Source organism: Vibrio sp. S/42/10 (assembly GCF_029890535.1).
Classification (GTDB): Bacteria; Pseudomonadota; Gammaproteobacteria; order Enterobacterales; family Vibrionaceae; genus Vibrio; species Vibrio cyclitrophicus.
This window is the reverse complement of the sequence record NZ_JAKMZC010000010.1, coordinates 1-21,361: the sequence shown is the minus strand read 5'-3', so window position 1 is coordinate 21,361 and position 21,361 is coordinate 1. Positions and strand designations below refer to the sequence as shown.

The window sequence follows — 21,361 nt, the reverse complement described above, 5'->3', positions numbered from 1 at the left end:
ATAAGTGAAAGTTATGTTATTGACATATTTTTCACGCTCACTCAGGATAATGTTACCGTCTATTTCTGTATGAGAATCAAAATGAAACGAGTTCTATTAGTCGAAGATAACCGTGAAATTGCCGGGGTCTTATTTGATTATTTTGAGTGTATTGGTATGGAACTCGATTACGCGGACAATGGCGAACTTGGACTGCAGCTCGCAATGGAAAACTCATTTGATATCATCCTATTGGATCTAATGTTACCGAGAATGGACGGCCTAACGCTTTGTAATAAATTACGAGAGCAAGGCAATGCGACACCGATTCTGATGCTGACCGCCTTGGATAGCCGCGAAGATATGTTGAAGGGTTTTGCACATGGTGCCGATGACTATCTCACTAAGCCTTTTGATTTGGATATTTTGGAAGCGAGAATGAACGCATTAGTTCGTCGCTACCGCGGAAAAGTAGCCTCTTCTAAACTTCAATTCGATGAACTCACCATCGATCAAAAAACCCGTAAAGCTTACCGTCAAGACAAACTGCTCGCACTCAACCCAACGACTTACACCATACTTGAGATGCTGTGCCAAAGTGCACCTGAAGTGGTCACTCGTGAAGCTATCTCATACCAGCTTTGGGAGGAAGACGAGCCCAATAACGATGTGTTACGGAGTCACATCTATCAATTACGAAACCAACTCGACAAGCCCTTTAACAACCAAATGTTGATTACTGTCCCTAAAGTAGGATTCCGTTTGGAGTCTTCAAATTGATTTTGAACGTTCTCACTAGCACTAAAACTCTAACTGGCCGCCTAGCGGTTTTCTTTGGGGCAATGGCGGTCATTGTCTCGGTCTTTACCTACATAGTGTTTATGTCTGCACTTTATCTATCAGAAGATCGGGTGGGCGAAAGACGTATCTTGATTGACCGAAACTATGCGGTTGAGCAATTTCAGTCAGGGGAGAGTGGTAAAATTCGCATCGATGGTCTTACCATGGCATACAATGACCCTTCATTCATCCCTATCGAATACCGGAAATACATTGAAGGTAAAGAGAGCTTTGTTGGTGAGGTAGGAGAAGAGCCTGATTCACGAATGGTGTATGTCGGTGAGTATTCTGACAAAGGGAAAACCTATCCAATCATCCTTTTATCTGAAGTTGACCGCGTCGAGTTTAGCCATGACGAATTAGTGTACGCAACAACATTCGTTTTAACATTACTTTCCATTTTAATTTTTAGCTTTGGCGCTTTGCTCTATCGATTATCGAAACGACTGATAGAACCTTTCAACTTACTTTCAGAGCAACTCGAGACAAATAAATTAAACCTAAGTGAAGAGTTCGGTGTAAGTGATAACGCCGCCGTTGAGTTTCGCCAATTAACTGATCAGCTGAATCAATATCGTCGTGAAATTAATTCATTACTCAAACGAGAACAAGCCTTTGCTCGATACTCTAGTCATGAGTTAAGAACGCCACTGACGGTTGCTCGTGGTGCAAACAAGTTATTACTAAGAAGCGAAACAACGGAGTTTCAATCTCGTCAGGTCGAACGGATAGATGATGCGATTGTACAGATGTCAGAAATGGTCGATGCCTTACTGGGCCTTGTGCGTTATGAAAGAAACAGTGATGACGCGCCGCTGCGCTTATTTTGCCAACAAGAGTTAGAAAGCATCATTTCGAAGAACTCGTTACAGGCAAATGACAAACAAATAGAAGTATCCTTACAGGTTCAATCAGAACCCACCATTCAAGCCACCAGTGCTATCATGAATATGCTGGTCGGCAACCTATTAAGGAATGCCATTGCAGCGACCAATAGTGGCACTGTCATGGTTTCTTTGTCCGAAGAAAGTATTATGATTGAAGACCAAGGTGAAGGCTTACAGGAACAGTACAACCCCAATGGCCATGGATTAGGTTTATTGATCGTCGACGACTTATGCCAACGCTTCAATTGGGGCTTTGAGCTCGTCAATCGTAATGGAGGTGGATGTAGCGCCAAGATCACCTTTGAAACGAGCTCAGCTTCATCGACGTCGATAGCAACTGAGCAAGTAAACTCTTAACATCGAACTCGATATCCAATGAAAACTTGATTTAGTTGGTTTACAGCGCTTGTAGGCTACTAGATACTCATTAGTCCTATTTGATATAAAAATGCTGGCTTCTTAGTCAGCATTTTGTTTAAGTGCAATGAAACTAAATAATAGCCCTGTAACTCAACATCTATACAACGACCACACCTTTTTCTTGAAGCGTGACGATCAGCTCCACTCTCATTTTTGCGGCAATAAAGCGCGAAAGTTCATGAAACTTCTCGAAGACGAACACCCTAATACGACAACCTTAATCAGCTACGGTTCTGCGCAAGCTAATTCGCTATTCTCTCTCGCTGCACTGGCAAAGATTAAAGGATGGACCCTTGAGTTCTACGTCGACCACCTGCCTCAATGGCTACATGAACGCCCAATCGGTAACTATCGTGGCGCTGTAGACTTGGGCGCTAAAGTCATTTCAGTGAGAGATGCTGGGTCGCAGCTACATCCAAAAGAGTACATTGAACAAGTTAGACAACCTGACTGCCATTGTATTGTGCTACCTGAAGGTGGACGCTCTCAACTGTCTGAATATGGCGTAAAACAACTGGCGATGGAAATACTCAGCTGGACACGTTTCGAAAGTCAACATGAGTTCGTCGTTGCCTTGCCAGCAGGCACAGGTGCTACTGCACTCTACCTTCATAAACATTTAAAGTTACATAACATCCCTGTATTAACTTGCGCCTGTGTTGGTGGTAGCGACTATTTAACGCAGCAATTCAATGAACTTGGTGAAGCCGACCATCCACAGATCTTACCGCTCAAAACTAAACATCACTTTGGTAAATTATATAAAAAGGATTATCAAACTTGGTTGGATCTTCAAGAACAAACCGATATTGAGTTTGATCTACTTTATGACCCATTAATGTGGCAATGCTTAGAACAGTGGCAACAAGACAACCTGACTAAAACCATTATCTATGTCCATCAAGGTGGCATATTAGGTAATGAATCTATGCTGCCACGCTATCAACGCAAGTACCCTGATATCTTCAGCAACAGTAACAACGCATCTTGGTAGTCGTTTTTTTACCCTCTCTCATAATCAAATAGCCACAGCATCTCATCACGGTGGCTTTTTATTGATCGTACTATCACTCTATGTCTACCTTAAAAATCAAACATCAAACATCAAACATCAAACATCAAACATCAAACATGAAGAAGGAATCTGGCGAGAATCCTAGCGTTATCTATACTTTTGATTGAATTATCATTTGTCATCTAAAGGATTAACGCATGCGAACACTCACTACGCTAAGTTTACTTGCAACTCTACTTCCCTTTTCTGTGATTTCTGGAGAAAACGTTACTTACCAAGTTGACGGTGTGGACTATGAAGGTTATTGGAGTGAAGCCAGCGACCAAGCGCCTTTGGTGCTGCTAATACATGATTGGGATGGCTTAACCGACTACGAAAAGAAACGTTCCGAGATGCTCAATGAACTGGGGTACAACGTGTTCGCCATCGATCTATTTGGTAAAGACATTCGTCCAACCGAAGTGAAAGACAAAAAGCAACACACAGGCGAATTGTATCAAGACAGAGAAAAAATGCGTACGCTGCTCAATGCTGGAGCCATGGAAGCGGAAAAGCTAGGTGGTAACTTAGATAACAACGTGATGATGGGGTATTGTTTTGGTGGCGCAGCCGTATTGGAGGCCGCGAGAGAAGGTATATCCTCCAAGGCTTACGTCACCTTCCACGGTGGCTTATCGACACCAAAAGGACAAGATTACTCTCAGACAAAAGCGCCAGTTGTTGTGTTCCACGGAACCGCTGATGCCATGATATCAATGGAAGATTTTGGCAACCTCGCAGCTCAACTCGAAACAACCAAAGTCCCACATGAAATGATCACCTACAGTGGTGCTCCGCACGCATTTACCGTGTTCGGCTCAAATAACTATCAACAAGAGGCCGACCAGAAATCGTGGGAGCGCTTCACTCATGTATTAGAAACAACCACGAGATAAATATTCGATATAAAACTTGAGCCAGTACCCCATTCTTAACGATGAAGATACTGGCTCGACCATGGCATCATTCAGTTACAAGTAACGAGCAATATTCAAATCATCGGCTTCAATATCAGTTGTAGAGCCACTGACCACACTCGCTAACAACTTTCCCGAGCCACACGCCATTGTCCAACCTAGCGTCCCATGTCCTGTATTCGTAAATAGGTTTTCGATTGGCGTTTTACCGATAATAGGCGTGCCGTCGGGTGTCATTGGCCTTAACCCTGTCCAATATTCTGCCTTAGTAAAATCCCCCGCCTGAGGGAAAAGATCTTTTATCACCATATCTATCGTAGCTTTGCGTTTTTCAGGAATATGGTAGTCGAAACCAGCCAGCTCAGCGGTACCTGCAATCCGAATACGGTCATCAAATCGGGTCATCGCGACTTTGTAGGTTTCGTCCATCACGGTAGAGGTTGGTGATTTCTCTTCATTAATGATAGGCAATGTCAACGAATACCCCTTCACTGGATACACAGGAATTGTCAGGTTGACCTGCTTAAGGAGATCTCGAGAGTAACTGCCAGAAGCCACCACATAAGCGTCCGCTTTAAATTCACCTTGGGTGGTGGTGATGCTTTCAATAATTTGATTCTGATGATTTAACTTAACCACTTCGGTATCAAATTCGAACCGGACTCCCAACCTCTTGGCTTTCTCGGTCAAATTTAAACAGAACTGATGACAATCGCCCGTTTCATCGTGAGGTAGATAAAGGCCGCCAACGAGCTTATCTTTAACATCTGCTAAACCCGGCTCTACAGCTAAGCATTGAGCGACATCAAACAGAGAATGTTCGATCCCACTCTCTTTTAACAGCTTCATATCCTGCTGAATGAAGTCCAATTGCTTCTCGCTGCGAAACACTTGCAATGTACCTTTCTGCCTACCTTCATAAACCAAGTCTTCACTGGTTCTTAGGTGAGTCAGGCAATCTCGGCTGTAGTTGGCTACCCGCAACATGCGCGATTTATTCTGGGCGTACTTGGCTTCATTGCAGTTGGTGAGCATCTTAGTCGCCCAAGAAACTAAGTCAGGAGACAGTGACGGTTTCACTTTCAAAGGCGAATGCTCTTGAGTGAGCCACTTCATTGCTTTTAATGGAATACCAGGAGCAGCCCATGGTGAAGAATAACCGTAAGAGATTTGGCCAGCATTAGCAAAGCTGGTTTCCTTACCACTAGAATCTTGGCGGTCGATTACCGTGACAGAGTGCCCCTCTTTCGCTAGATACCAAGCACTGGTCAATCCAATAACGCCACTACCAATAACAATAACTTCCATGCTCTTCCCCTAATGCCCAGCAAAAACTCAATTTTCTGGGCACCGCTTTCAATTCAGATACTACTTTCGTTAATGGCTTGTAACTTATTCGCCAGGCGTTGACTTAACAATAGTTAAACTGTTGATAAAAAGTCAATTTAGCTTAGAGGCCACCCCAGAAGTTTAGAACTGTGAGGTTGAGTACGTAGTTAACTTGTAGTTAAGTGGAAGAATAAGTTGCTCATACCGTTAGAGGGTTAACTATAGGAAGACACGAACTGGTAAGCTATGAATAAATACACAAAGGTAACGATTTAGAGCATCTCTATATCAACCTAAATATTATAAGCATCATGACTCAAAAACGTCACATTCTCGAGTAAGAAATCTAACAGCGTTTCGGCTTGAAGCGTCAGTGCTCTGCCTTTTAAAGACTGAACCTTAACGGTCGCTTTCGAAAACATTTCCAACTCTGTGGTCACCACTTCGATTTGCCCCGATTTAATCTCATCAAGCACGGTAAGCTTTGGCATAAACGTGACGCCCAACCCTGCTGACACAAAGTTAGTGAGAGCTGTTACCGAGTTAGTTTGAAGCTTTGGTTGCAAAGTAAGGTGAGACATTTGTTCTGCATGCTTCACTAACCGTCCCATGCCAGTCGAGTTATCGATTAATGCGACAGAAACATCTTTAACGTCTTGAAGTGTTACTGGCGCTTCTTTCATCGTCAAAAAGTGCCCTTTGGGAGCGATAAGCTCCAACGGATGACTACGCTCAACGTGTGAATGCAATTTAGGGTGTGGAGCAGACGCGTAGGTAATCGCAAAATCTATCTGTTGATCTTCCAGCATTTTAACCGCATCTAACGCTCCAGCAATCTCAATCGACAAATTAATATCCGGATAACGAGTCATGAAAGTTTGCATCGGCTGAGAAACCAAGTTGGTTATAAAACCTTCACCAATTGCGATACTGACATTGCCACCTTTCAGGTTTTTCAGCTTAGTTAGCCGAGTTATTAACGCCGTCTCTCCCCGAACGATTGAACGGTAGTAATTCAGTAGCTCGTTACCCGCTTCTGTTAAAAGCGACTGTCGATTATTACGTTCCCATACTTTCATTTCCGCTTGCGCTTCGAGCTGCGTCAGCATTCGACTCATCGCCGCAGGATCAACGTTCATCATCGTTGATGCCTTGCGTAGTGACCCATATTTTGATAACGCATTCAGATATTCAAGTGCTCGAATATTAAAGTGGTGCATTCAACTTCCTTGTGGTTCGACTAACACAAAGTAAGCCTCTCATAATTCTCTAATTTACCCATCTAGGAATTGAGATGGCAGCGCGGCAAGTTTGGAAGTTGTGGGCTGAGTCACCAAGAAAAGCATTCAAAGCAGGCAAAAACGCTATACAAAAAGTGAACATACACATCTTCATAAAACAAAAACACAACTCAATTCAGTAAAGAAGTGAGTTGTGTTTGATGTCTATAGTCGACAGTTCAAAGACTACAGCCACGAGCTATTTTATGGCAAGCAGCTTATCGACAAACTCAGCGAAACCGTACCCACCCGGCTTGCTCATCACCACTGATGGATGATGCTCTAAACGGTTCCAGTAATGCTGAATATTCGCCACACCGACACTGTTAGGCAAAATTTCAAACATGTATTGGTCGTTCATCGAATCTCCCACATAGCAACTACGTTCAACTATCTCTTGGTTAGATAGCCCCTTCTCCTTAAGAAAAGCAGTCGATGTCGCTTTCTTAGAGTGCTCACCATACCAAGCATTAATGTGAATAGAGCTTGCTGTAGCGTGAGCGCCTAGCTCGTGAATCTTAGTTACGATTTCTTCAATAATAGCGTCGTCGACTTTTGGACGATTTTGACCAATATCGATCGCTACCTCACACAAACGATAAGACTGATCTAGCGTTAAATTGAGCCCTGGGTAATCGCTCAAAATAGCCAATACTTGTTCTTTTAGTTTACTCTGGTTGGCACTGACTTCTGGTAAAGGGATATCAGAGCGCAACGTAAGAAAGCCGCCTTTCTTTTCCAGAATAAACGCACCGTTCTCACCGAGAACCGCATCAACAGGCCACAACTGAGCAATGTGATCACACCAACCGGCACAAGCGCCTGTTACTGCAACCACTTTTCTCCCCGAATCACGAAGTTTACTCAGTGCTATTAGGGTTTCCGGTGGCAATTGACCTTGCCATGTTAAGGTGTCATCCACATCGGTTAACACCCAATCTATGTTTTTCCATTTTGGGTTCAATTCATTCGATACCGAATTCATTTCTACACCTCTAAATAATTAATCACAAAACAGTGTTAAAGCAAATTCGGTAAAAACATCACTAAGCTTTCAGAGAAAGTCAGCAACATCAGAACCGTGAGTAGTGCTAGCAACAACGGAGCCACTTCTTTCACGAAGTCGACCATACGAACTTTTAAAATCGCGCAAACCGTAAACATCATCGAACCAAATGGCGGAGTCACACCACCAATCATGATATTCACAATCACGATAATGCCGAAATGAACCGGGTTAACGCCTAGGTTAAGCACAGCAGGAAGCAGCAATGGCGTGAGTATGATCATTGCAGCGCCGCCTTCGATGAACATGCCAACCACTAATAGCAGTACGTTAATCAACAACAGCAAGACTAACTTGTTGTCGGTGAGCTCTATCAAAGCAGACGCGACATTGTGCGGGATTTGCTCTAGGGTCATGTAGTAACCGAAGACCATCGCTCCGATAATAATGAACATCACGCTACTCGTACCCTGCACCGTTTCACGCATGATTAGCGGGATATGTCTTAGGCCAAGTTGACGATAAACAAAAATACCAATAATCGCACAAAGCAATACTGCGATTGCACCCGCTTCTGTCGGTGTAAACAAACCAAAACGCATACCAAGAATAATGCCGAATGGAATCAGTAACGCGGGAATCGCTTTTAGAAAGTAATGAAAACGCTCTTTCGCAGAAGCAGGCTCAGAACGAGAAGGCTTATAACGACGCTTGCGTGCGATAAACGCGATTGTCACCATCAGCGATAACGCCATCAAAAATGCAGGTACATAGCCAGCAATAAACATCTGATGAACGGAGACATTCGCTAACAGCGCAAAGATGATTAAGTTAATACCCGGTGGAATAACAGGGCTGATACTTGATGACGCCGCCGTCACTGCAGCTGTAAATGGCAGATCATAACCACGCTTGGTCATTTCAGGCGCAAGAATCTTCGATTGCATCGCGGCATCGGCATTCGCAGAGCCAGAAATACCGCCCATTAACGTACTCAGCGCCACATTAACCTGCGCGAGACCGCCCGTTTTATGGCCAATCATCGAATCTGCAAAAGCCAATAAGCTTTTACTGATCCCCGCATAGTTCATCACCGAACCAACCATGATAAAGAATGGAATAGCCAACAATGGAAATGACTCTGTCGAGCTAATAAAGCGCTGCATTACCAAGCTGACGGGAATTGAGTCATTGATAAAGAGAAAGTACACCATTGCCGATGCGATCAATGAAAACGCAATGGGTATATTCAATAGAAACAGAACAAAAAGAATGAGGATTGGAAGATAGCTTTCCATTAATCGTACCTACTTAAAAGAGCGCTTTAGAGAAGCAATATCGCTGACGATGAATCGAACCGTGTGGATTGCCATCAATGAAAAACAAACTAACAGCACACCATTGATAGCAAAATATGACATGCCCATCACTGGCGTTACCTTGTTAGATAACATCAGGTATTGATAACTCAGAACAGCCATCAAGATGTTAAGAGCCAGTAGGAAGAGGGAAACACATAACCTAAACGGGGTTTTGGCTTTTTCCGGCAGCATGGCTACCACCACATCAACACCCATGTGGAGCTTGTGTTTATAGCAGGAACTAATGCCTAAATAGACAGCCCATATGAAGCAAATAACTGAGAGTTCTTCGCTCCATGGGACAACAAATCCAAAGCCATAACGTAAAACAACATTAATAATGACTACTAGAACGGTAATCGAAATAGCAATAGAGGCGAGGATTTCTTCAATATTTTTCAATAAAAACAAAAGACTTCTCCTGTGAAATATCCAACATAACGTCGGTTACTTCAGGAATAAAACGGCCTGAAGGGAATCAGGCCGTTTTCATTAACGAATTAATCTACATTCGCAGAGTTACTGTGCAGCTCGAATCGTTTCCAACTCTTTCATGATCGTTGCGTGTATGCCTTCGCTCCATGTTGGGAATTGGTTGTATACGTCAGCCGTCAACTCATTGAACTCGTCAGAGTTAACTTCATTAAACGTAACACCTAGCTCTTCAAGTTTTTGCGTGTATTCAACATCCAGTTTAACTAGCTCTGCAGTATTAGATTCTGCGCCTGCTTCGAGCTCTTCATTGACGATTTGCTGTTGCTCTGGCGTAAACTTGTCCCAAAGAGTCGGTGAAATGTAGATACCAACCGTGCCTAGGAAGTGTTTAGTCAAAGACATATTCTTCGCTACTTCGTAGATTTTAGTTGAGTACATCGTCAGGATAGAACCTTCAAGACCGTCAACAACGCCTTGTTGAACACCTGCATAGGTTTCTGGGAATGGCAGAGAAGCTGGAGCCGCCCCCATTGCTGAAAGCGTGCTGATAAACAACTGGCTTTGTGGAACACGGATACGCATCCCTTTCATGTCTTTAGAGTTCACGATCTCTTTATTGGTGATCATGTGACGGAACCCAAACATGTAGTCAGCATTCAATACTTTAATGCCTTTTTCTTCAGCTTTAACCTTCAAGCCCGCGACAAATTCCGTATCCATCATCGCTAAGTATTCATCATACGTGTTGTACAACATTGGGCCTGCCAGTGCTGCAAAGTCGGGTACGTAATCGCCTAGGTAGGTTAAATCCTCAACGGCAATCCAGTTTGCGCCGTTAACGACTTGCTCCAAGTTGTCTTTATAAACCGGTAATTGACCACCAGGGAAAACTTTAATGTTTACAGAACCATCGGTTCTTTCTCGAATTTTATCGGTCGCTTTAATTAGCTCCTGTGTTAATAACTCATTTTGAGTGAACACAAGGCTCATGTTGATGTTGATCGGATCGTCTTTGACTTCAGTTCCAGCCTTGTCAGCTTCACCACAACCAACAAGCAACGTTGCCGCCATAATTACTGTACCTAATAGCTTTTTCATTTTTAAATCACCTTATCGTGGCTATCTTGTCTAAATATAGAGGGTGTTATTAAGTTTTCGTAGAGTATGTAAGTGAATTATTACATTCATATGAACATTTATCTTAGTAACCTGAACACACTGAGGATGAGGTCTCACTATTGTACAAACTCTATACAACTTATTTTAGCTAGATCTCATTTAAAATAGCTCGATATAGAAGGTAAATAATAAATCTGTAATAAAGTGGAGCTACTGTCTCCTAAATTTTCAAATGAACATCGAGAATAAATTATGCTTACAGCCCACCGTGGTGCCGCTTCTTTAGCACCAGAAAATACCTTAGCCAGTATTGAGCAAGCGGCAAAAGTAGGCGCTAACTGGGTTGAAATTGATACCCAGCTCAGTGCCGACGGTATCCCTATGGTTTTTCACGATAAAACGGTGAATCGTTGTACTAACGGTACAGGAAACATTGCCGACTTAGATCTAACAATGCTCAAGACTTTAGATGCTGGCAGTTGGTTTGGTAATGAGTTCGTAGGCACTTCAATTCCTACATTAAATGAGGCGTTAGACAAATGTCTCGAACTTGATTTAACACTGAACCTTGAGATCAAGATTTATAACGATAAAGCCATCAAGCCTTTAGTTAAAGAAGTGATCGCATTGATCAAACAAAAACACTTCCCAATTGAAAAACTGCTGATCTCTAGCTTTAAAAAGGAAGCATTAAGTATTTGCCAAGAGCTAATGCCTGAAGTTAGACGAGGATTTATATGTGAAGTATGGAATGATTTCAGCCTTGAATCACTCCAGCCGCTTGACCTATATAGCATTCATATTGACCATCGAATCCTTGATGAACCGATAGCCAAAGCTATCAAGACTTCTGGTGCGATCCTTAAAATATGGACGCTAAATGACCCACTATTGGCCAGCAAATATCTCAACCTCGGTGTCGATAACATCATCACCGATGTACCACATAAATTTTAGTGAGCTTCTATGGAACTGAACCACCGTCAAAAGCAAATACTCGCAACACTTAAAGCGAACCAAGACATTCAGATCGACCATTTGGCTGAACTATTTTCCGTAACCACTCAAACCATTCGTCGTGATGTGAATCACTTGTGTGAGCAAGGTTTGGCGCGAAGAGTGCACGGAGGTGTCAGCTTACCGACAACATTGACTAACACCAGTTATCGATTCCGTTCAGGTGTTGAATCTGAAACAAAAGACAGTATTGCGATGGCGGTTGCAGACGCGATACCTGAAGGTTCAACGGTTATGATGGGCATTGGTACAACGGTCACCCGTATCGCACAATACTTAGTGGCAAAGCCGGCATTACGAGTGATCACCAATAATCTGCAAGTCGCTCGTATCCTTGAAGCAAACGAGCAGATTGAAGTGTATTTAGCGGGTGGTTTGTACCGAAGAGAACATCAAGACATGGTGGGAAGTAGCGTAGTTCACTTCTTCTCAGATTTTGAAGCCGACATTGGCATTTGTGGTTGTGGTTCAGTAACTGATAGCCATTTCGCAATGGAACATGAACAAGTTGAAGCCGACCTATCCAAATCAATTATCAAAAACAGTAGAGAAAGTTGGCTTGTCGCAGACGCAAGTAAATGGGGACGCTTTGCCGCTCTAAAAGTCGCAAAGCTGGGTGATTTTGATCGTATATACACGAATTACACCCAATTACCTTCTGAACTAAACAGTCATTTAGTCGAAGGTGAAGCGTAAGCTTAGACAAAAGTGCTAACCATCTAAAATACCGAGCAATCTGAGAAAATAAGTTTAAGCATCAAGCACTAAGTTAGGTCGAATCAAGTCATAAACACAAGTAAGTTCATTACTGAATTCAAACTGTTTATTGATGATACCGCCTGCCATATGAGGGTGACCGCCACCAAAACCGATCCCTTTTTCGTTTAGAGCTCTTCTAACTATCTTGGCTACGTTGTTTTTAGAGCATTCTGAACGAAGAGAAATAAAGGTTTTCTCTCTATTTCTAGCGGTGAGAACTACGATATCGAGCTCATCAACACTCAGCAGAAAATCGCCTAGTACACCAAGCATATTTTTAGGGCAACCTTCAGGAAGCACAGCAAATGCAGCATTTTTTTCACGACGTAAACTATCGAGCATTGAATAGAAAAGCTGTAATTCGTGAAACTCAACTTGATTGCGACAAATCTTATTAACCATATCATTACAGGACTTCGCTCGAAGATAGAGCAGTGCTTTTAGATCTGCAGCCCCCACCCCTCGGGTAAAGTTTGCGGTATCAAAGCTCAAGCCAACCAATAGAGCTGTCGCAATACTTTGTGGCATCTGTAGAGAAAAATAGCGGTAATACTCAACCATAATGGTTGCAGTTGAGCCATAATTTGATCGTATATCGGAATACCATACAAAATCAGGTGCTTTCACTTGATGGTGATCGATCACTCCCACCTCTATTCCCGGAAAGTCGATAACATTCCTCTCACCAATGCAACCGTCAACAACAATAATTTTATCATCTGGTTGTAATTCTAAATCTTTTGGTTCGTAGATTGGAATTTCTAACCAATCTATTAAATTTCTGAGTGACACTCTATCTATGTAACCATGAAATGTAATAAATGGGCACAACCCCTTCTTTTTTAATAGGTATGCTAGTGCGTATGCGGAAGAGATCGCATCGTGGTCAGGAAAATCATGAGCTTGAATAATGATTCTGCTATCACCCTTGAGCCGCTCTAGAAAGCTTTCGAACTTTAAATTTGCCATAATCCGACTTCTATAAAGTTCTAGCTTCGTAAAAGCTAGAACTGGTGTGTTAATGGTTAACTCTTGTGAATTAAACGATATTCTGTATTGGACAAAATAGCTTCTTCTAGAGCACCTACGCCTAATGTACTGTAACCATAGAAATTAGGTGTCGTATGCAAACGTAAAGACTGCACGCTCTTTGCGATATTTTCATCCATGGTTAACGAGTCAACAACTTCAGAGAGTAATTTTCTATTACCCTCTGCCATTGGAGAAATAAATTCACTAACTCCACTTACTGAAGAATATAAGTAGCCAAATTCACCACCATTATTTTCTTCAATGTAATAATTTCCAGTTCTAGCGAACGACGCTCGAATTTCATTGACACTTTCAATAGCATTAAAAGGCTGATTGAAAAACTCAGCACCACCTGCATGTTCTAATGTCTCGGGTTCAAATCCATCATCTGGAAATACGAGGTAAGCAACAATGGCATTATCTCTAGTAATAGACGAAATAATAAAGTTATCATCTTTATAATACTTAATAACATCATTGCCTGTTGCGCGTTTAATATAAACAGGGGCACCAAATGTTTGATCTAATATTTCAGCGGATGAGCGAATGTACACTTTTTCAAGTTTTTTGTGAGACGGAATATCAGTCATTTGTGAAAGACCAAAATCAATCATCTTTTCGATCGCATCAAAACTATCGTTAAAACCGCCCAAGGCAATTGAGACGACTGACAACAAACCAATAGTGCGCGCTAGATTTCCATTACTTCGAGCCTCTAGCAACGATTCTTGGTTATCTTGAAGCTCTTTTAATTCGTCTTTAATTTCTTTTTGAACATCATTGTTCTTATCTTCAGGAATCATTAACTTTTAATCTCTTCAATTTTGTCCATCAATGCATTTTTACCGTCTTCAGCTCGTTCTTGCACTCGCTCAAAAGTATCTGTATCCATTATATTGTTAATTTCATCGCTATAATTTAAGCCAAGGTAAATACCAATAACGATGAAAAATAAAGCAAAAATCTTAAACATTGTTACTCTCAACAACTCTAAAAAGGGATTAAAGCACACGCTTTTTTCATGTGCTTACTAAAAGTCTTATTTATATAGTGCGATACGGCTGTTCACTTTCTTCAAATAATTTTTTGTTTCATCGTATGGCAACTTCGCAACTAACTGGTTGTACACTTCTTCCGGGGTCATCTTATTGATCACTTTAGATGCTTTACCAATGCTAGTTGAGCGGTCTTTATTAAAAGCACGAGCAACGTTTCCCGCACCTGTGTTGTAAGCCGCTATCATGCAATACAAACGACTTTGATCACTCTCAATCTTACGTAAATATTTACTATTTAAGATGTCTAAATAAGCAGTACCAGTTTCAACATTGATGAGGGGTTGATATAAATCTGCAGCCTTCATTGGCGCATCAATATTTCTAACTTGTTTATTCACATCATGCCCCGCACTGGTCGGGACAACTTGCATAAGACCAAATGCAGGTACGTGGGATTTAGCGTCTGGGCGGAAAGCTGATTCAGAGTGCATGATCGCCATAATCAATGCTGCATCTATTTCCCAATTCTTGCTTTCTTTCTCTGCAAGAGAAATGTATTTGCTCGCACGAGATTTCAAACTATTCTCAGGAAGCTTCACTTTATAGCTAACCACCTTCTTTGACTGAGTGGGAACAGATACGATTTCAGGAATTGGTTTTTGCTTCACAATTTGAGTCTCAAATGTAGTGTTATTACTCACCACCTTTTCAGCTACTTTCGGAGCTTCTTGTGCAGTTGGTGATTCTAACTTTGCAACTTCTTCTGTATGTTCAGTTGCGAACTTCTCTGATTGATCAACCGCTATGCCATATTTAGCTCGCATTTCGTTATAAAGCTCAGTTTGAGCAGCGATACGCTCTTGTGCTTTAGTTAAAAGTGCCAATTTTTTATTGTGAGCTCGTTGGTAAATAAATGAATCCGGGATACCTGTATTTGATTGAATCAATCGTTCCGCTTGAACATCAAGCTCATTCATTTGGCTCTGCGTTTGTTCAATAACAAAGTTCTTCTCTTTTTGCTCTTTATCTAAAGAGTACAAAACTGTATGGTCTTCGGGCTCTAGCTTAGCTAGTTCGACTGTTTGACCCTCAACGGTAACTGGGATTTGTCTTACAAGTGCTTCAATCTCTTTTGGGCTACTGTCTTCATCAACCAAAACAGAAACCGTTGCAGTATTGCTTTCATAATCCACAGCGGTCTTAACTTGATCGTTTTGTGAATAGTCTACTTGTTTTGTTTGAGAAGAGACCTCTCCCTCCCCCCAAGTTTTGATAAGATCTGTACGTCGCTCGTCAAGCTTATTGGTATATTCGTCACGCCATTGTTCATACTCATCCAAGTATGCATTTACATAATCATGAAATTCTTTAAGTTTTTCTTCTTGAGATTGACTTGCTTTTATCACCGCATTATTTAGTTGCTGTTTTTGGCTGTCTGATACAGCATGTGTTGGAAAACTAATAGCTGCTGAGATTGCAATAGCCAACCCTGTCTTGGTGATCGTTTTATACATAACTAACTCCGCGAGTGTATAGAAACAAAAGGCCACTCTATAGGCGGCCTTTTTCACTTTAAATGATCGTTAAATAACAACTACTTTTTCAAAGCATCGAATACTGCTGCAAGATCTGCGGCTGCTTTTTCATCATTAAACTGGTTCCAAAGCGCAGAATCTTCACCGCTTACTTCGTCGATAACCTTATTCATATTTGAGTCATATGCTGCTTGGTCCATACCAATTAGTACATATAAGCCACCAGTTGGGCTTGCTTGGCTTACCAATACTCGGCTATTTGTAAGTCTTTTGCTCACTACCGATTTAGTGATGTTTTCAAATGCCTCTTGAACATTCTCAGTTACTAGTGTTACGCCTTCTCCAGCCGATGTTGAAACAGCACCGTCAGTAGCAGATTGAAATAGATTACTCACATCTGTTTCGAATTCCGCAGCAAGGTTGACACGAGCGTCGTTCACGGCAATTTTGCGCATAACGCTCATACCTGCTGCACTTTTCTTCGCATAACCTGTTGCACCAATAGCTACATCCGTAGGTACTACGTCACAGATCCAGCTAGGGGCTTCGACCGCAGGTGCATCAGGGAACGTACATGACGCAAAATTCTGAGCTTGCTCTAGTGTATTGTTGTTACTTTGACAACCAGCAAGAGCAGCAACTAGTGAAGTTGCAATAATTAGTTTTTTCATATATTAAAAGCTATCCATAACGTTTTATGTGTATCATTTTCAATTAGTAAATCTGCAAATGATCATTTGATATTTGATGCGTCATCTTACCTGTGATGCATTTCTCTACTCTTTGTGACATTTCTGAATTAATCACAACCCAGTAGAAATTATAAAAATCAGTTAACCTTTTATGTTTAATAAACAATGCTTTTTAAACATAACAAGTCCTATCAGAGTAATGCTTAAAGCACTCTGATTTGGTATTCATTAAGCACATCAACTTTCGAGCGGTAGTTTGGCTGATGGGTACGTAACACAGGCTCAATGTCTTGAACTAGATCACTTGCATCGCTAAGAGACCTTAACTGAATAACAATATTGCCACCCTGTTGACTTGATTTAATATCAGAAATCCCATTCATATCACCAATCAAACGATACAACTGCCCCTGTTTGCCTGCGGCTTTCTGTGAAAAAATAAGCTCTCGAATAGGCCCACCACGACTTGCCATTATTTGCACCGACGATTGAAGTTCACGCTTTAGGGCAATTTGGTTACCTTCAACAGCCAGATGAACAGCTGCAAGCTCATTGAGCATGCCTGCTTTGTTCGGTAACGTCATGAAAGTCGGGTCGTTGTGCCAACTACCATAGCGGTTGCCAGCACGGTCGATTACGGTTGCCGATAGATCAAGCTGAAGACCAGAAGACGTCACTTTTTGGGTTTCTTGAACATCAAGAATGATACTAGACTGCGCCGGGTTCGAAGCAAGATCAAAGCCCATCTCTGCGAGTGCATTTGAAAATGTATTTTTTACGACTGGGAGATCTGCATCAACATAGATTGAAGGTTGGCCAAGGCTTTTTATCAATTTTGCTATTTTCGCTTCCATCTTCTGTCGCTCAACAAACACATCAAGCGTAACGGTTACAGAGCCGTTAGGTTTTTCCTGATAAGAAATTTCATTCCAACTGGAAATCATGCCTTGAGGTTCCATCGAAAGTGATTGCATTGCGATTTCTTGCAAATCGAAATCATTACTGCTTTCTGTTCCTGACAGGGTATCGTAAGATTTTTGCATGTGACCAGAATTGACCATAGCGCCAAGTACCTGACTGATAGCGCGTTTGAAGGCGTCTTGCTCCGCCGCTTGCCTCGCACTCAATGCAAACTTGTTACTTTCGCGGCCTTCACCAACAACTACGACAGACATAACCGGTGAATCATCCCATTCAATACCGTCGTCAATATCGGCAAACCCAGTATTATGTTCTGGTGCTAGACGCACTGTTACACAGGTATCATCCCCTTGAATTTCAGGTGCACTGAAGTCGGCATTGATATCACCAGCGATAATGCTTGTCAGCAGTAAATCTCGGCTCTCTTGATCAAATTGTTCCTCAACTAGCGCACTATCTTCAGTTGAAAAAGAAACTGAGATTTTCCCCTGTAAAAACAAGCGAAGATTATTTAAACCGTCAGCTTTTGCTGACTCAATGGCCATTGCCCCTCGACCATATGCGCATCCTTGCTCAATAAGAACCAACGTAGGCTGGCTCTTATCTAATTCCAATGCAGGAATGGACATACATACAAATAAGGTACTAATGGCAAAGCTTGCGCTTAGCCTTTTGCCGCCCATGTACTACGCTCCTTCATAAACTCCATAGGCACACCAACGCTTACAGCGAAAATACGACGTTGGCGATCAGGGTGATAAATTCCTTCCTCAGCGATGTCTTTCACTTCGTCGGCTATGCTGCTGTCTTTCCAGCGAACAATTTTCCCTTGGGCACTTTGTTGGCTTGGGTTAACAGTAGCAACCCCAATAGGTTCAACAAAACCTGCACTGTATTCGAATATAACCATGGTCTCGTTAGGTAATACGCCTGCGTTTTGACCACGGTCTAATGAAATTCGGTCGCCTTTAATACCCAGAACCTGAGCGGTAGCCGGCATTTCTTTAAGCAAACGCGTTAACATAATGTCGAAACCACGTGATGACATTTCATTAAGAACGGCATCAACATCTTTACCACTGGTATAGTTAAAGCCGCGATAATAATCGCCATTTGCAATCACTGTGGTGTAACTGTCTTTATCACGTACATCGAAGTTAGAAACACGTATCTTACCGATATTCGGATAGCTCAATTTTTCACGTGTATATGGGTCAATCACACCTGTCGTCATTTCCATTGACGTTTGGAACAAAGACTGGGTTGAACCAAACAACATGTCAGCGGTTTTGAGTACATCGACTTTCATAATGTAATCGGTAGATAACTTGCCACGACTGCCTGCTTTTTTAGCTACGTTTACCGCGCCTTCGTCTATCAGAATTTCTTCCATCGCAGTGTTAACAGCATCGGTATCACGCGTCAAAATGCGGAAGCGGTTAACGCCCGCAAACTGGTTTTCTAAAGTATTCTCTAACGCTTTGGTTTGGAATTTACTTATGCTTGAGTGCATGGAATTAAAAACATCAGCAGATTTTCCCTGAAGATTTTCATTCACATCCGTTTCTACATCACCGAAATACAAACGAATTGTTTTTTTCGCGAGTGGGCAACGAGTGTCTTTTTCTTCTGCTTCATAGGTACAGAATTGAAGACCTTGGGTATTGAAGTACGCTGGTACTTCAATATCTTCACTGCTAAATTCGTGTGCTGATTTGCCAATAATTAGAGATGAATTTCCCGCATTACTTTCGACTGAATACGTTTGGCTACCTTGATTACTCTGGCAACCCGTTAGCGCGACGGCAGCAGTGACTAAACCAGCAATTCGAGAGAGTTTCATTATGATTTCACTTTGTCTGCAACAACTTTGTCTAAGTTCTCAAGTTGTTCGATAGTATTTTTGTCCATTGAAATAAGCGAATTAGCATCGAATGCTAGTATCGAGCGAGCTTCCATCTCATGGTAAGCTTCAACAACAGGTACCGTTTCCTCTTCGCTCGCTTCGCCTTCCTTCTCGCTTGAAAGAGTCGCCATAAGGCTCTTCATTGCGCCACCAGCAGAATCGTGTGCAAGTGCCGAAGCGTGTTGAGATGCAATGTAAGTTAATTCGCCGGCTTGAAGTGCGATATCTGCTGCCAGTTTTAGATTTTTCTGGAAAATTTCGTCAGATGCTTTTTTGTAAGCTTCTACTTGAGGTGTGATCTTTTTGTTAGCAGGTTTACCTTCATCGAATTCATTCATTGCAACTCGAAGTTCTTCATCAGATTTGTCAGCATTTACTGCTAAGAAACCAGCGACATCACCGTGCTTAGATGCAAGCGTACGGTAGTCATTAAACACCGAACATTGGCGTTCTTGAAGTGACACCATTACTTTTGACGCCTTATCAACGGCAAATGATACTGGTGTAAACTCTGTTCCTAGTTCTTTACAGTTCTGAGTAAGCTCCTTGCTTACAGCTTCGCGATCTATGGTTGCTGATTCCATGCCTGGAATTGATGAACAACCAGCCAAAACTGATACAACTAAACCTGCAAGGATTGTTTTCTTAAGCATTTTTAAAGCCTTTAATTCAAGAGAGTATAAATAGAATTGTTATTGAGTATTTCTGTTATTTTTGTATGAGCAGCATCGAGTGCTAATTTTTTGCTCGACGACGATTTCCCAATCTCAGACAAAATCTTTTGGCTAACTGCGACATTGGGGTTTTTGGCTTCAAAGACTTTCAATATTAGGTCTTGCCTAGCAATGTAAGTGTTATTTTTTTTGCCTTGTCTTACATTGCCTTTGATATAAACAATAATGTCGCCTTGCGAAGTCGTTGCTAGATTTCTAGCGAGCTTTGCTTTTGTTTTCGAGGAATACGAATCTGAAGCAGAACGAATGGAAATACTAATATTTTGAAGACGTTCAATCGTATTCCTCTCAAGTACTATTTGCTGTTCATGAAATCTTTTCGCAACACCGTTATTTATCGATGACAACACTAAAAGTGATTGTTGGCTGCTCTTCAACAAGTTCTTAGCTTTGTTGGTAAATACTGCACTCTTCCAATCATTACCTTTACTACTCATATATTGTTGAGCGAGTTTGTGTTGTTTACGAATATCAATTGACAGCTGTTCAATCCAAACATCAACATTAACTCTAAATAGGTAGGTACACCCAGAGTCATCACACTTTGATGTCACTACTTCCATATTTTTAATACTGATAGGTGCCGAAGTGATTTTAGATGTAATGTCGGTAGTCTGATTTAATTGACCGTCAGATCCAATCAGCTCTCCATCCTTATATTCTTCCTTAAGTCGGAATTCCTGGGAAGTATTCTCAAATGCTTGCACATTACTATTAACTCGAAACGCCAAATTTTCTTTTGCATTTTTCGTAGCTTCTGGCTTGTTTGCACCAAAACCTTCGACTTCCCAATAAGATTGAGCGAAAACTGAAGTCGATAAGCCAAATAAGCAACTAGCTAATAGTAGCTTGACTAATAAGTTATTTATGTTCACGTGACGCCCACCAATGTTTGTTGTTGCATAGTACGAACTTAGTTGCTAATAATCAATAAGATAAACATATGGTTGAAATGAACACATTTGCGTTTTCACTGATAATTCCAGGAGGAAAAATGTGACACCAGTTCCAAGTGTCAATATTTCGGCTCCTTTATCCAGCAATGATGGAAGGGCTGTTTCAGATAACTATTCCGGACGAAAAACCAAAAGGTCAAAATACTGACACCGTCAATTTGTAAAAAATATATAGGTTATAGTG

The 21,361-nt window shown here is 41.7% G+C and carries 21 protein-coding genes; 6 read left to right on the top strand and 15 right to left on the bottom strand.

The window, feature by feature from the left end:
- The first annotated feature begins 81 nt into the window (after window positions 1-81).
- From L8S15_RS12365 to L8S15_RS12350, 4 genes are all read left to right on the top strand, one after another.
- The gene (locus L8S15_RS12365) at window positions 82-759 is read left to right on the top strand and encodes a response regulator transcription factor (RefSeq protein WP_010437961.1); all 678 of its coding nucleotides are present in this window, start codon (window positions 82-84) and stop codon (window positions 757-759) included.
- On the top strand, window positions 756-2,063 hold the full coding sequence (locus L8S15_RS12360; RefSeq protein WP_010437958.1) for a HAMP domain-containing sensor histidine kinase: 1,308 nt from the start codon (window positions 756-758) through the stop codon (window positions 2,061-2,063). The genes L8S15_RS12365 and L8S15_RS12360 overlap by 4 nt, the downstream gene beginning before the upstream one ends.
- A 127-nt stretch (window positions 2,064-2,190) precedes the next feature.
- Window positions 2,191-3,120: a pyridoxal-phosphate dependent enzyme gene (locus L8S15_RS12355; protein WP_010437956.1), complete on the top strand. Its 930-nt coding sequence runs from the start codon at window positions 2,191-2,193 to the stop codon at window positions 3,118-3,120.
- Between the two features lie 218 nt (window positions 3,121-3,338).
- The gene (locus L8S15_RS12350) at window positions 3,339-4,076 is read left to right on the top strand and encodes a dienelactone hydrolase family protein (RefSeq protein ID WP_280573321.1); all 738 of its coding nucleotides are present in this window, start codon (window positions 3,339-3,341) and stop codon (window positions 4,074-4,076) included.
- A gap of 75 nt (window positions 4,077-4,151) precedes the next feature.
- Here L8S15_RS12350 and L8S15_RS12345 read toward each other — a convergent pair whose 3' ends face one another.
- The 6 genes from L8S15_RS12345 to L8S15_RS12320 form a co-directional block, all read right to left on the bottom strand.
- Window positions 4,152-5,405 (bottom strand): D-amino acid dehydrogenase, encoded by a 1,254-nt coding sequence (locus L8S15_RS12345; protein WP_010437950.1) that lies wholly within the window; start codon window positions 5,403-5,405, stop codon window positions 4,152-4,154.
- Window positions 5,406-5,719: 314 nt separating this feature from the next.
- Window positions 5,720-6,646 (bottom strand): LysR family transcriptional regulator, encoded by a 927-nt coding sequence (locus L8S15_RS12340; protein WP_010437948.1) that lies wholly within the window; start codon window positions 6,644-6,646, stop codon window positions 5,720-5,722.
- A gap of 259 nt (window positions 6,647-6,905) precedes the next feature.
- Window positions 6,906-7,691, bottom strand: a complete 786-nt coding sequence (locus tag L8S15_RS12335) for an HAD-IIB family hydrolase (RefSeq protein WP_016783853.1) — start codon at window positions 7,689-7,691, stop codon at window positions 6,906-6,908.
- Between the two features lie 35 nt (window positions 7,692-7,726).
- On the bottom strand, window positions 7,727-9,010 hold the full coding sequence (locus L8S15_RS12330) for a TRAP transporter large permease (protein WP_280573317.1): 1,284 nt from the start codon (window positions 9,008-9,010) through the stop codon (window positions 7,727-7,729).
- Between the two features lie 9 nt (window positions 9,011-9,019).
- The gene (locus L8S15_RS12325) at window positions 9,020-9,484 is read right to left on the bottom strand and encodes a TRAP transporter small permease (RefSeq protein ID WP_010437942.1); all 465 of its coding nucleotides are present in this window, start codon (window positions 9,482-9,484) and stop codon (window positions 9,020-9,022) included.
- Between the two features lie 108 nt (window positions 9,485-9,592).
- On the bottom strand, window positions 9,593-10,606 hold the full coding sequence (locus L8S15_RS12320; RefSeq protein ID WP_016768387.1) for a C4-dicarboxylate TRAP transporter substrate-binding protein: 1,014 nt from the start codon (window positions 10,604-10,606) through the stop codon (window positions 9,593-9,595).
- A 273-nt stretch (window positions 10,607-10,879) separates the two neighbouring features.
- On the opposite strand from L8S15_RS12320, the gene L8S15_RS12315 reads away from it, so the two are divergent.
- Together L8S15_RS12315 and L8S15_RS12310 are read left to right on the top strand one after the other, a co-directional pair.
- Window positions 10,880-11,584: a glycerophosphodiester phosphodiesterase family protein gene (locus L8S15_RS12315; RefSeq protein ID WP_016768388.1), complete on the top strand. Its 705-nt coding sequence runs from the start codon at window positions 10,880-10,882 to the stop codon at window positions 11,582-11,584.
- Between the two features lie 9 nt (window positions 11,585-11,593).
- Entirely contained in the window at window positions 11,594-12,340 is a 747-nt protein-coding gene (locus tag L8S15_RS12310) for a DeoR/GlpR family DNA-binding transcription regulator (RefSeq protein ID WP_016768389.1), read from the top strand.
- A 54-nt stretch (window positions 12,341-12,394) separates the two neighbouring features.
- On the opposite strand, the gene L8S15_RS12305 is transcribed toward L8S15_RS12310, so the two are convergent.
- From L8S15_RS12305 to L8S15_RS12265, 9 genes are all read right to left on the bottom strand, one after another.
- Window positions 12,395-13,372: a DHH family phosphoesterase gene (locus L8S15_RS12305; protein ID WP_016768390.1), complete on the bottom strand. Its 978-nt coding sequence runs from the start codon at window positions 13,370-13,372 to the stop codon at window positions 12,395-12,397.
- Window positions 13,373-13,428: 56 nt separating this feature from the next.
- Window positions 13,429-14,238, bottom strand: a complete 810-nt coding sequence (locus L8S15_RS12300) for an ETEC_3214 domain-containing protein (RefSeq protein ID WP_016768391.1) — start codon at window positions 14,236-14,238, stop codon at window positions 13,429-13,431.
- Window positions 14,238-14,408: a hypothetical protein gene (locus L8S15_RS12295; RefSeq protein WP_016768392.1), complete on the bottom strand. Its 171-nt coding sequence runs from the start codon at window positions 14,406-14,408 to the stop codon at window positions 14,238-14,240. Before L8S15_RS12295 ends, L8S15_RS12300 begins: the two co-directional genes overlap by 1 nt.
- 66 nt (window positions 14,409-14,474) lie before the next feature.
- Complete coding sequence (locus L8S15_RS12290) at window positions 14,475-15,947, bottom strand: transglycosylase SLT domain-containing protein (RefSeq protein WP_016768393.1); 1,473 nt, start codon at window positions 15,945-15,947, stop codon at window positions 14,475-14,477.
- Window positions 15,948-16,027: 80 nt separating this feature from the next.
- A complete protein-coding gene (locus tag L8S15_RS12285; RefSeq protein WP_016768394.1) occupies window positions 16,028-16,639 on the bottom strand; it encodes a lipoprotein in 612 nt (203 codons plus the stop codon).
- A 224-nt stretch (window positions 16,640-16,863) separates the two neighbouring features.
- The gene (locus L8S15_RS12280; protein ID WP_016768395.1) at window positions 16,864-18,264 is read right to left on the bottom strand and encodes a hypothetical protein; all 1,401 of its coding nucleotides are present in this window, start codon (window positions 18,262-18,264) and stop codon (window positions 16,864-16,866) included.
- Window positions 18,246-19,424: a hypothetical protein gene (locus L8S15_RS12275; protein ID WP_280573308.1), complete on the bottom strand. Its 1,179-nt coding sequence runs from the start codon at window positions 19,422-19,424 to the stop codon at window positions 18,246-18,248. Before L8S15_RS12275 ends, L8S15_RS12280 begins: the two co-directional genes overlap by 19 nt.
- Window positions 19,424-20,140 (bottom strand): hypothetical protein, encoded by a 717-nt coding sequence (locus L8S15_RS12270; protein WP_102277873.1) that lies wholly within the window; start codon window positions 20,138-20,140, stop codon window positions 19,424-19,426. Before L8S15_RS12270 ends, L8S15_RS12275 begins: the two co-directional genes overlap by 1 nt.
- An 11-nt stretch (window positions 20,141-20,151) precedes the next feature.
- Window positions 20,152-21,096: a hypothetical protein gene (locus tag L8S15_RS12265; protein WP_102421030.1), complete on the bottom strand. Its 945-nt coding sequence runs from the start codon at window positions 21,094-21,096 to the stop codon at window positions 20,152-20,154.
- Window positions 21,097-21,361: the final 265 nt, after the last annotated feature.

Bases quoted from the DNA above. Each gene is read 5' to 3' on its own strand.
- L8S15_RS12350 (WP_280573321.1), top strand. From the start codon at position 3,339: ATGCGAACACTCACTACGCTAAGTTTACTTGCAACTCTACTTCCCTTT.
- L8S15_RS12300 (WP_016768391.1), bottom strand. From the start codon at position 14,238: ATGATTCCTGAAGATAAGAACAATGATGTTCAAAAAGAAATTAAAGAC.
- L8S15_RS12340 (WP_010437948.1), bottom strand. From the start codon at position 6,646: ATGCACCACTTTAATATTCGAGCACTTGAATATCTGAATGCGTTATCA.
- L8S15_RS12295 (WP_016768392.1), bottom strand. From the start codon at position 14,408: ATGTTTAAGATTTTTGCTTTATTTTTCATCGTTATTGGTATTTACCTT.
- L8S15_RS12290 (WP_016768393.1), bottom strand. From the start codon at position 15,947: ATGTATAAAACGATCACCAAGACAGGGTTGGCTATTGCAATCTCAGCA.
- L8S15_RS12275 (WP_280573308.1), bottom strand. From the start codon at position 19,424: ATGAAACTCTCTCGAATTGCTGGTTTAGTCACTGCTGCCGTCGCGCTA.
- L8S15_RS12365 (WP_010437961.1), top strand. From the start codon at position 82: ATGAAACGAGTTCTATTAGTCGAAGATAACCGTGAAATTGCCGGGGTC.
- L8S15_RS12280 (WP_016768395.1), bottom strand. From the start codon at position 18,264: ATGGGCGGCAAAAGGCTAAGCGCAAGCTTTGCCATTAGTACCTTATTT.
- L8S15_RS12330 (WP_280573317.1), bottom strand. From the start codon at position 9,010: ATGGAAAGCTATCTTCCAATCCTCATTCTTTTTGTTCTGTTTCTATTG.
- L8S15_RS12315 (WP_016768388.1), top strand. From the start codon at position 10,880: ATGCTTACAGCCCACCGTGGTGCCGCTTCTTTAGCACCAGAAAATACC.
- L8S15_RS12305 (WP_016768390.1), bottom strand. From the start codon at position 13,372: ATGGCAAATTTAAAGTTCGAAAGCTTTCTAGAGCGGCTCAAGGGTGAT.
- L8S15_RS12345 (WP_010437950.1), bottom strand. From the start codon at position 5,405: ATGGAAGTTATTGTTATTGGTAGTGGCGTTATTGGATTGACCAGTGCT.
- L8S15_RS12270 (WP_102277873.1), bottom strand. From the start codon at position 20,140: ATGCTTAAGAAAACAATCCTTGCAGGTTTAGTTGTATCAGTTTTGGCT.
- L8S15_RS12285 (WP_016768394.1), bottom strand. From the start codon at position 16,639: ATGAAAAAACTAATTATTGCAACTTCACTAGTTGCTGCTCTTGCTGGT.
- L8S15_RS12355 (WP_010437956.1), top strand. From the start codon at position 2,191: ATGAAACTAAATAATAGCCCTGTAACTCAACATCTATACAACGACCAC.
- L8S15_RS12335 (WP_016783853.1), bottom strand. From the start codon at position 7,691: ATGAATTCGGTATCGAATGAATTGAACCCAAAATGGAAAAACATAGAT.
- L8S15_RS12320 (WP_016768387.1), bottom strand. From the start codon at position 10,606: ATGAAAAAGCTATTAGGTACAGTAATTATGGCGGCAACGTTGCTTGTT.
- L8S15_RS12310 (WP_016768389.1), top strand. From the start codon at position 11,594: ATGGAACTGAACCACCGTCAAAAGCAAATACTCGCAACACTTAAAGCG.